This is a genomic window from Nevskia soli DSM 19509, from assembly GCF_000711955.1.
In the GTDB taxonomy this organism is placed as follows: domain Bacteria; phylum Pseudomonadota; class Gammaproteobacteria; order Nevskiales; family Nevskiaceae; genus Nevskia; species Nevskia soli.
Map to the genome: position 1 here is coordinate 41191 of NZ_JONR01000026.1, position 8586 is coordinate 49776.

The 8586-nt window shown below is 66.5% G+C and carries 9 protein-coding genes; 4 read left to right on the forward strand and 5 right to left on the reverse strand.

All coding sequences use genetic code 11. The features are described 5' to 3' along the window. Positions 1-14: 14 nt before the first annotated feature. On the reverse strand, positions 15-965 hold the full coding sequence (locus BP26_RS0114450) for a lysylphosphatidylglycerol synthase domain-containing protein (RefSeq protein WP_029921284.1): 951 nt from the start codon (positions 963-965) through the stop codon (positions 15-17). Beyond that, positions 962-1990, reverse strand: a complete 1029-nt coding sequence (locus tag BP26_RS0114455; RefSeq protein WP_084183103.1) for an NAD-dependent epimerase/dehydratase family protein — start codon at positions 1988-1990, stop codon at positions 962-964. Before BP26_RS0114455 ends, BP26_RS0114450 begins: the two co-directional genes overlap by 4 nt. A gap of 309 nt (positions 1991-2299) precedes the next feature. Between BP26_RS0114455 and dnaX the strand changes: the two genes are divergently transcribed. The 3 genes from dnaX (at position 2300) to recR (ending at position 5104) form a co-directional block, all read left to right on the forward strand. Next, the gene (gene dnaX, locus BP26_RS0114460) at positions 2300-4009 is read left to right on the forward strand and encodes a DNA polymerase III subunit gamma/tau (RefSeq protein ID WP_029921286.1); all 1710 of its coding nucleotides are present in this window, start codon (positions 2300-2302) and stop codon (positions 4007-4009) included. A 25-nt stretch (positions 4010-4034) separates the two neighbouring features. After that, complete coding sequence (locus BP26_RS0114465) at positions 4035-4355, forward strand: YbaB/EbfC family nucleoid-associated protein (RefSeq protein ID WP_029921287.1); 321 nt, start codon at positions 4035-4037, stop codon at positions 4353-4355. 149 nt (positions 4356-4504) lie between these two features. After that, complete coding sequence (gene recR / locus BP26_RS0114470) at positions 4505-5104, forward strand: recombination mediator RecR (protein ID WP_029921288.1); 600 nt, start codon at positions 4505-4507, stop codon at positions 5102-5104. A 7-nt stretch (positions 5105-5111) separates the two neighbouring features. On the opposite strand, the gene BP26_RS0114475 is transcribed toward recR, so the two are convergent. Further along, positions 5112-5465: a winged helix-turn-helix transcriptional regulator gene (locus BP26_RS0114475; RefSeq protein ID WP_029921289.1), complete on the reverse strand. Its 354-nt coding sequence runs from the start codon at positions 5463-5465 to the stop codon at positions 5112-5114. A gap of 124 nt (positions 5466-5589) precedes the next feature. Between BP26_RS0114475 and BP26_RS0114480 the strand changes: the two genes are divergently transcribed. Further along, complete coding sequence (locus BP26_RS0114480) at positions 5590-6606, forward strand: zinc-binding alcohol dehydrogenase family protein (RefSeq protein WP_029921290.1); 1017 nt, start codon at positions 5590-5592, stop codon at positions 6604-6606. A gap of 91 nt (positions 6607-6697) precedes the next feature. Here the strand turns inward: BP26_RS0114480 and BP26_RS0114485 are convergent, their stop codons facing one another. After that, complete coding sequence (locus BP26_RS0114485) at positions 6698-7033, reverse strand: 4a-hydroxytetrahydrobiopterin dehydratase (RefSeq protein ID WP_029921291.1); 336 nt, start codon at positions 7031-7033, stop codon at positions 6698-6700. Between the two features lie 124 nt (positions 7034-7157). Then, positions 7158-8330, reverse strand: coding sequence for a cystathionine gamma-synthase (locus tag BP26_RS0114490; protein WP_029921292.1), 1173 nt, complete (start codon positions 8328-8330; stop codon positions 7158-7160). Between the last annotated feature and the right edge of the window lie 256 nt (positions 8331-8586).

Sequence of the window (8586 nt, forward strand, 5' to 3'; positions counted from 1 at the left end):
GTTATTGAATAGCTTCAAAGTTTAGCATCCGTACGCCGGCGTGCGGCCCCGGCCAGCCAGGCCGCGGCGCCCGACAGCAGGCTGGTGGTCAAGACCAGCAGGTGCAGGTTGGCGGCGGCGGCGAACAGGGCCCCGGAGAGGGGAGCGCCAGGCGCCAGCAGGGCCATCACGCCCACCTCGTAGGTACCGAAGCCGCCGGGCGCATGCACCGGCAGCACCGTGCTGAGGTCGCCGCCGATGGCGCCTAGCGTGCCCAGCACCTGCGGGATACTGGCCAGCCGCGACAGCACCCAGCCCAGCGCCGTCAGCTTGATGCCCCAGGACAACCAGCTCAGGCCCAGGTCCAGCGCCAGCCCGGCATAACGCCGCGGCAGACCGGTCAGGGCGCGCGATACCAGCTTCGGGATCTTGCCCTCGCGGCCCGCCAGCCTTGCCGCCAGGGGACGCCGCGAGGCAAACAGCAGCAGCGGCGACAGCGCCGCCGCGCCGGCGGCCAGCCAGGCCAGGCCCGACAGCCCGTGCCGCGCATCGAGCCAGCCGCCGGCGGCGCAGGCCGCGCCGATGGTGGCGAGCACATGCAGGTCGAGCAGGCGCAGCCACACCAGGGTGCCGGTGGCGCGGGCGGGGTCGATGCCGAACCAGCGGTTCATCAGAATCGGAAAGCTGGCCTCGCCGGAGCGCGCCGGCAGCAGCAGGTTGACGGCATTGTTGAGCAGGATCAGGCGCAGGCAGGCCAGGTAGCGGCCGCGCGGGATATCGCGCTCCGCCAGGTAGATGCGCAGTGCGCGCACGCCGTAGCTGAGCAGCATGCCGCACACCGCCAGCAGCAGGATGGGCAATTCAAGATCGTGCCAGGGCGTGAGCAGCCGCCCCCAGCCCCAGTAATGTTCCACCGCCCAGACGAACAGGCCGAGCACCAGCACGTTGAGCAGCAGCGCCGGCACACCGGCGCGCAGGCCGCTCATCCGGCCTTCCCACCTTCCAGCCGCAGGCGTTCCTGCAGCCACGCGGCAAAGCGTCGCAGCCCGGTGTCGAAATCGGTCTTCACCCTGTAACCGAGCAGACGCTGCGGCTTCTCGATATTGGCCCAGGTGCGGCGCATCTCGCCCGGCTGCCAGTCCTGCCAGTCGATCTTCGCCTTGACATTGAGCACATCCTCCAGCTTGCGGATGGTGTCGAGCAGGCCGATGGTGCGGTTGTTGCCGAGGTTGAAGATCTCGTAGTCGCTGCCGGTGTAAGCCATCGAGGCGCGGACGCCGCTGACGATCTCGTCCCAATACGTGAAATCGCGCTCGGAGGAGCCGTCGCCGTAAACCGGGATCGCCTTGCCCGCCAGCATCAGGCGCGAGAACTTGTGGATCGCCAGGTCCGGCCGCTGCCGCTCGCCGAATACGGTGAAGAAACGCAGGCCGACGAAGCGCAGGCCGAAGGTGCGGCTGTAGACATAGCCCAGGTGCTCCCCGGCCAGCTTGGTGCTGGCGTAGGGATTGATCGGCAGCAGGTCGAGGTCGTTCTCGCTCCAGGGCAGGCGCGGGCAGTCGCCGTAGACGCTGCTCGAGGAGGCGAACACGAACTGCTTGATCTTGCGCTGGTAGGCGTAGGTCAGCAGGTTCTGCGTACCGATGACATTGGTCATCTGGTAGCCGAGCGGATCGAGCAGGGAGTTGCGCACGCCGGCCTTGGCGGCGAGGTGCACGATCACCGTGTACCCGGTTTTGTCGGCGCCTCCGAAAGGCTGGTCGAGCGCCGCATGCAGCGCCGCCGCGTCGCGCAGGTCGACCTGCAGCAGGCGGTAGTTGCGCTGGTCGAGGTGCTGCGCGATGTTGAGGCGCTTGGTCGACTCGGCATAGTAGGGATCGAAATTGTCGACCACGGTGACGGTCCAGCCGTCCGCCAGCAGGCCGTCGACCAGGTGGCTGCCGATGAAGCCGGCGCCGCCGGTGACCAGGGCGTGGCCTGGTGTCTGTGCGGCGGCTTTCGGTTCGGTCACGGCGGGCTCCTCTTAAGCAAGTCGCAGATTTTACTCCGTGTCGTGCCGTCCGCGTGCATTCGTACGGAAATTCAGTGGCTTGCGTTACGTGACTGGCGCGGTTCGGGATCATCCGCGACAATGCGCCAGTGACTCTCTCCACCATCTTTGCATGAGCTCTCCTGTCCCCATCCCGGAGCGTGGCTTGCCGCTGCGCTCACGCCTGCGCCGACTCGCGACGCTAGGATCCCCGCGCTGGCCATCCCACGAAATCTGCGATTTCGCGGGGACCCCGGGCGCACGGGGCCCCTCCACGCTGCTCGCGCCGGTATGAGCTATCTCGCGCTAGCGCGTAAATGGCGTCCGCGTCGTTTCGAGGATGTGCGCGGCCAGAATCACGTGGTCAAGGCGCTGCAGCACGCGCTGGAGCGCGACCGCCTGCATCCCGCCATCCTGCTCACCGGCACCCGCGGCGTGGGCAAGACCACCCTGGCGCGCATCATCGCCAAGGGCCTCAACTGCGAGACCGGGGTGACGGCCCAGCCCTGCGGCGTCTGCTCCGCCTGCAAGGAAATCAACGACGGCCGTTTCGTCGACCTGCTGGAAATCGACGCCGCCAGCAACACCGGCGTCGACGATGTGCGCCAGCTCATCGACAATGCCCAGTATTCGCCCGCGCGCGGCCGCTACAAGGTCTATCTCGTCGACGAAGTGCACATGCTCTCCAAGAGCGCCTTCAACGCCCTGCTGAAGACGCTGGAAGAGCCGCCCTCGCATGTCAAGTTCATCCTCGCCACCACCGATCCGCAGAAGCTGCCGATCACCGTGCTGTCGCGCTGTCTGCAGTTCAACCTCAAGCGCCTGCCGCAGAACCTGATCCGCGACAACCTCAGCGACATCCTCAAGGAAGAGGGCATGGAGTTCGAGCTGGCCGGGGTGGGCGAGCTGGCCCGCGCCGCCGATGGCTCGATGCGCGACGGCCTGTCCCTGCTCGACCAGGCCATCGCCTTCGCCGGCGGCCTCGGCATCAAGCGCGAGGGCGTGGAGGAGATGCTCGGCACGGTCGGCCGCCGCACCCTGTTCGAGATCCTCGATGCGCTGGGCCGCGGCGACGGCCAGGCCCTGCTCGACGGCATCCACAAGCTGGACGAGTCCGCGCCCGACCACGCCGCCCTGCTCAACGACCTCGCCGCCGCCCTGCAGCGCATCGCCGTACTGCAGCTGCTGCCCAAGGCCGGCGACGAGGACGACGAACCCGCGCTGGAGCCGCTGGCCAGATCCATCGCGCCGGAAGACATCCAGGTCTGGTACCAGATCGCCGTGCTCGGCCGCCGCGACCTGCCCTGGGCCCCGGACCCGCGCCTCGGCTTCGAAATGACCCTGCTGCGCATGCTCGCCTTCCGCCCGGACGGCGCAGCGCCGGCAGCGGGCGCCCCCCCCGCAGCGGCCGCGGGCGGCAGGACCCAATCCGCACCGGGTACGCCGCCGGCCCCGGGCCGCGCCGCCGCCGCGCCGGCAGCAGCACCGAAGCTTGCCGCTGCCGCGCCTGTCGCGCCGGCACCGGTTGCCGCCGCGGCACCGATCACCGTTGCCCCGGCCACCCCGCCGCCCCCGGCAAGACCGGCCGCGCCGCCGCGTGCCGCCGTCAACTCGGACGACCCCTGGGCCCTGCGCATCGAAGCCATCGGCCTGGACGGCATGACGCGCCAGCTGGCGCGCCACTGTGCCTGGGTGGGCGAGTCCAACGGCACCGTGCACCTGGCCCTGGAAGCGCGCACCAAGCACCTGCTGAACGAGGAGCGCCGCCTCGCCATCCAGCGTGCCCTCAGCGCGCAGACGGGCAGTGAAATCAGCCTCAATATCGAAGTCGGCGGCGCCACGGATCTGCTGAGCCCGGCGGCGGCGGACGACAAGCGGGTGATCGAGCGGCAGCGCGCGGCGGAAGCCGCCATCGAAGGCGATCCCGAAGTGCTGGCTTTCAAGGAAGCCTTCGGTGCCACCGTGCGGCCCGGTTCGGTGCAGCCGGTCGACGGCAAGTAATCAACAATTTCCGGAGAATGTTTTTATGAAAGGTCCCCTCGGACAGATCATGCGGCAGGCCCAGCAGGCGCAGGAGGCGATGAAGCGCGTGCAGGAAGAGATCGCCCGCGCCGAAATCACCGGCGAAGCCGGCGGCGGCATGGTCAAGATCACCCTCACCGGCAAGCACGAGGCGAAGAAGGTCGAGATCGCCGCCGACGCCCTGCAGGAATCGAAGGACTTCCTCGAAGACCTGATCGCCGCCGCCATCAACGACGCCGCCCAGAAGCTGGAGCGCAACGCCTCGGAAAAGATGGCCAAGGTTGCCGGCGGATTGAACCTGCCCGCGGGACTGATGGGCGGCTAGGGTTTGATGCAATCTGAATTCTCCCTTCTCCCTCCGGGAGAAGGGTCGGGGATGAGGGGCTATCCCATCAAGGGAGTGCATCTCCTGTCGATACAGCGTCCCTCACCCCAACCCCTCTCCCGAAGGGAGAGGGGCAACCAATTAAGACTATGGCTGCCTATTCCCCACGCCTGACCCGCCTGATCGAGGCCCTGCGCCGCCTGCCCGGCGTCGGGCCCAAGTCGGCGCAGCGCATGGCGTTCCATTTGCTGGATCGTGACCGCAACGGCGCCGACTACCTGCGCAACACGCTGGCCGAAGCGCTGGAAGGCATCGCGCGCTGCCCGACCTGCCGCATGTTCTTCGAAGACGGCAAGTGCGCCTACTGCACCGAGTCCCGCACCACTGCCGGCCAGATCTGCGTGGTGGAGAATCCCGCCGATCTCGCGGCGATCGAGAGCGGCACCGCCTATCGCGGCCGCTACTTCGTGTTGATGGGGCGCCTGTCGCCGCTCGACGGCATCGGCCCCGAGCAACTGGGCCTGGACCTGCTGGGCCGCCAGCTCGCCGGCGGACAGGTGCAGGAAATGATCATCGCCACCAATCCCAGCGTCGAGGGCGAGGCCACCGCCTACTACCTCGCCGAGATGGCGCGCGCCAACGGCGTCAAGGTGACCCGCATCGCCCACGGTGTGCCGATGGGGGGCGAGCTGGAGTACGTCGACAGCGGCACGCTGTCGCATGCCTTTACCGGACGTACGCTGGTCTAGTTCAAGTCTAAGCCGCGCGCTTGCGCGGCACCGGCTCCTGCAGGTAATTCTCTCCCCAGCGCTTCAGTGCCAGCACGATCGGCCGCAGCGACTCGCCCAGCGGCGTCAGGCTGTACTCCACCTTCGGCGGCACCTCGGCATAGACCTGCCGGTGGATCAATCCATCGCTTTCCAGTTCACGCAACTGCTTGGTCAGGGTGCGTTGCGTCACCTGGGGCAGGCGGCGGCGCAGTTCGTTGAAGCGCTGCGTGCCGTCGAGCAGGTGGTACAGCAGCATGCCTTTCCACTTGCCGCCGATCAGATTCAAGGTCGCCTCGACCGGGCAACCCGCGGAACAATCGTATTTGCTGTGCCTGGCCATGTTACCGTCCTCGACAGTATCCAGATGGATACTACATGCACAAAATGTGCGTACTTGTATCTTTGCATGCAAGGCGCAAACTATAACGCAAGGCGCTACGGCGCGAAGCGAACCAGGAGTTCCCATGAAAGCCGTCGGCTTGCTCAAGTACCTGCCCATCACCCATCCTGAATCCCTGCTGGATATCGAGTTGCCCAAGCCGCAGCCCAAGGGGCGCGACCTGCTGGTCGCGGTGAAGGCGGTGGCGGTGAACCCGGTGGATACCAAGGTGCGTGCGCCCAAGGACAAGACCGAAGCCGCGCCGCGCGTGCTGGGCTGGGACGCCGCCGGCATCGTCGAATCCACTGGTCCCGGCGTGAAGCTGTTCAAGCCCGGCGACGCCGTGTTCTATGCCGGCGACATCACCCGCCAGGGCAGCAACAGCGAATTCCAGCTGGTGGACGAGCGCATCGTCGGCCGCAAGCCGTCCAGCCTCGGCTTTGCCGAGGCCGCCGCGCTGCCGCTGACCGCGATCACCGCCTGGGAAGGATTGTTCGATCGCCTGCATATCTCGGCCGAGGGCGCCGACAAGGGCAAGAGCCTGCTCATCGTCGGCGGTGCCGGCGGCGTCGGCTCCATCGCCATCCAGATCGCCAGGCGGGTGGCGGGTTTACGCGTCATCACCACTGCGTCCCGTCCGGAGACCATCGCCTGGTGCCGCGAGCTGGGCGCCGATGAAGTGGTGGATCATCGCGGCGACCTCGCCGCCAATCTCAAGGCCAAGGGCATCGAGTCGGTCGATTACATCCTGTGCTGCAACAACACCGATCAGCACTTTCCAGCGTTGGCCAAAGTGATCGCGCCGCAGGGCACGATTTGCACCATTGTCGAGAACGCAAAGCCGGTGCCGGTGGAACTGCTCAAGTCCAAGAGCGCCGCATTCGCCTGGGAGTTCATGTTCGCACGCTCGATGTTCCAGACGCCGGACATGATCGAGCAGCATCACCTGCTGAATCGTGTCGCGGAATTGATCGAAGCCGGCACCTTGCGCACTACGCTGAAAGGCGTGCTCGGTCCGATCAATGCGGCCACGCTGAAGCAAGCGCATGCCGAACTCGAAGGCGGCAAGGCCATCGGCAAGCTGGTGCTGGAAGGGTTCTAGAACCCGGGTCGACAACCGACATTTGTCATTCTGAGGCGGCGAAGAATCCGGACGATTCCTTCGCCGCCTCAAATGACCTTGAGTAACTGCCTCACTTCACCAACCCGTCGATCTTCGCCGCGCAGATGAAGTCATTCTCCGACAGCCCGTTCACCGTATGCGTCCAGAAGTTGATGGTCGCGGTCTTGTAGCCGAAGCTGATATCCGGGTGATGGTCTTCGTTGATGACGATGTAGGCGACGGCATTGACGAAGGCTAGCGTACGAAAGTAGTTCTTGAATTCGAAGGTCGCTTCGATCTTCTTCGCGCCGTCGAGCAGCTTCCAGCGCGGGTCGAGCTGCTTCAGCAGCGCCTCGGCGTCGTCCTTGCTCAGGGCTGTGCCGCCGCCTTCGCAGGGGATGCAGCGTTTCTGGGCGAGTTCAGTCATGGCGGCTCCGCAAATCGAATAGGGTGATGCCGCATTGTACCGGCGTCAGCCGGTGCGGGGCGTGGATTCAGATATTCCCGGCACTCCGGGCGGCGTAAGCGGTGGTCCGGGGTTGTCGCGGCAATCAGCCGGTCAATGCCTGCTGCAGATCGGCCTTGAGATCTTCCAGGTCCTCGATGCCGACCGACAGCCGGCACAATGAATCGGAAATTCCCAGCTGCGCCCGTGCCTCGGCGGGAATGCTGGCATGGGTCATGATCGCGGGGTGCTCGATCAGGCTTTCCACGCCGCCGAGGGATTCCGCCAGGGCGAAGATTTCGCAGCGTTCGAGGAAGCGGCGCGAATCCTCCAGGCCGCCCTTCAGCTCGATCGAGATCATGCCGCCATAGCCTCGCGTCATCTGCTTGCCGGCGAGCGCGTGCTGCGGATGCGAGGCCAGGCCGGGGTAATACACCTTGGCGACCTTGGGGTGTTTCTCCAGCCAGTGCGCCAGCGCCAGCGCGTTCTCGCAATGGCGCTGCATGCGCACCGCCAGCGTCTTCAGGCCGCGCAGCACCAGGAAGGAATCGAAGGGGCCGGCCACGGCGCCCACGGCGTTCTGCAGGAAGGTGATGCGCTCGGCCAGTTCGGCGTCGTCGCCCACCACCAGCATGCCGTTGACCACGTCGGAATGGCCGTTGAGATACTTCGTCGCCGAGTGCATCACCAGGCCGAAGCCGTGCTCCAGCGGCCGTTGCAGGTAAGGGCTGGCGAAGGTGTTGTCGGCGGCGGCGAGCACCTTGTGCTTGCGGGCGATGGCGGCGATGGCCGACAGGTCCACCAGCTTGAGCATCGGGTTGGTCGGCGTCTCCACCCAGATCAGGCGCGTCTCCGGGCGGATCGCGGCCTCCACGTTCTTCGGTTCGCGCATGTCGACGTAGCTGAACTTCAGCCCGGCGGACTTCTCGCGCACGCGCGCGAACAGGCGGTAGGTGCCGCCGTACATGTCGTCGCTGGCGATGACATGCGAGCCGGGTTCCAGCGTGTCGAGCAGGGTGGCGGTGGCCGCCAGCCCCGAGGCGAAGGCATAACCCTGCTTGCCGCCTTCCAGGTCGGCGACGCAGCGCTCGTAGGCGAAGCGGGTGGGGTTCTGGGTGCGCGAATATTCGAAGCCCTTGTGCACACCGGGGCTGCTCTGCACATAGGTCGAGGTGGCATAGATCGGCTGCATCACCGCGCCCGTGGTCGGGTCGGGCGACTGCCCGGCATGGATGGCGCGGGTGGCGAAATGCTGTCCTGCGGTGGTCTTGGTGCCCATGTCCTGGTCCGTGAAGGTGGCTGCCGACAGTCTAACGCTACGGTCCCGCGAGGGATTGACGGAGCGAGTGACGCGATTAAGAGCCTGTAACAGAATGAATCGCACCTGCGTTGCAGTCCAAAATCGCGTCAGGCAAGGCGGAGGCCCCAGCCATGGTGATTCCATGGCTGGGGCTGACAACGATCGCCCGCGACACGGTGCCGCGTCAGCGTGGGTGCGGGAGCGGGCGAAGGCGGCCCCTCCCGCACCCACCTCG

Bases quoted from the DNA above. Each gene is read 5' to 3' on its own strand.
- BP26_RS0114450 (WP_029921284.1), bottom strand. From the start codon at position 965: ATGAGCGGCCTGCGCGCCGGTGTGCCGGCGCTGCTGCTCAACGTGCTG.
- dnaX (WP_029921286.1), top strand. From the start codon at position 2,300: ATGAGCTATCTCGCGCTAGCGCGTAAATGGCGTCCGCGTCGTTTCGAG.
- BP26_RS0114465 (WP_029921287.1), top strand. From the start codon at position 4,035: ATGAAAGGTCCCCTCGGACAGATCATGCGGCAGGCCCAGCAGGCGCAG.
- recR (WP_029921288.1), top strand. From the start codon at position 4,505: ATGGCTGCCTATTCCCCACGCCTGACCCGCCTGATCGAGGCCCTGCGC.
- BP26_RS0114475 (WP_029921289.1), bottom strand. From the start codon at position 5,465: ATGGCCAGGCACAGCAAATACGATTGTTCCGCGGGTTGCCCGGTCGAG.
- BP26_RS0114480 (WP_029921290.1), top strand. From the start codon at position 5,590: ATGAAAGCCGTCGGCTTGCTCAAGTACCTGCCCATCACCCATCCTGAA.
- BP26_RS0114485 (WP_029921291.1), bottom strand. From the start codon at position 7,033: ATGACTGAACTCGCCCAGAAACGCTGCATCCCCTGCGAAGGCGGCGGC.
- BP26_RS0114490 (WP_029921292.1), bottom strand. From the start codon at position 8,330: ATGGGCACCAAGACCACCGCAGGACAGCATTTCGCCACCCGCGCCATC.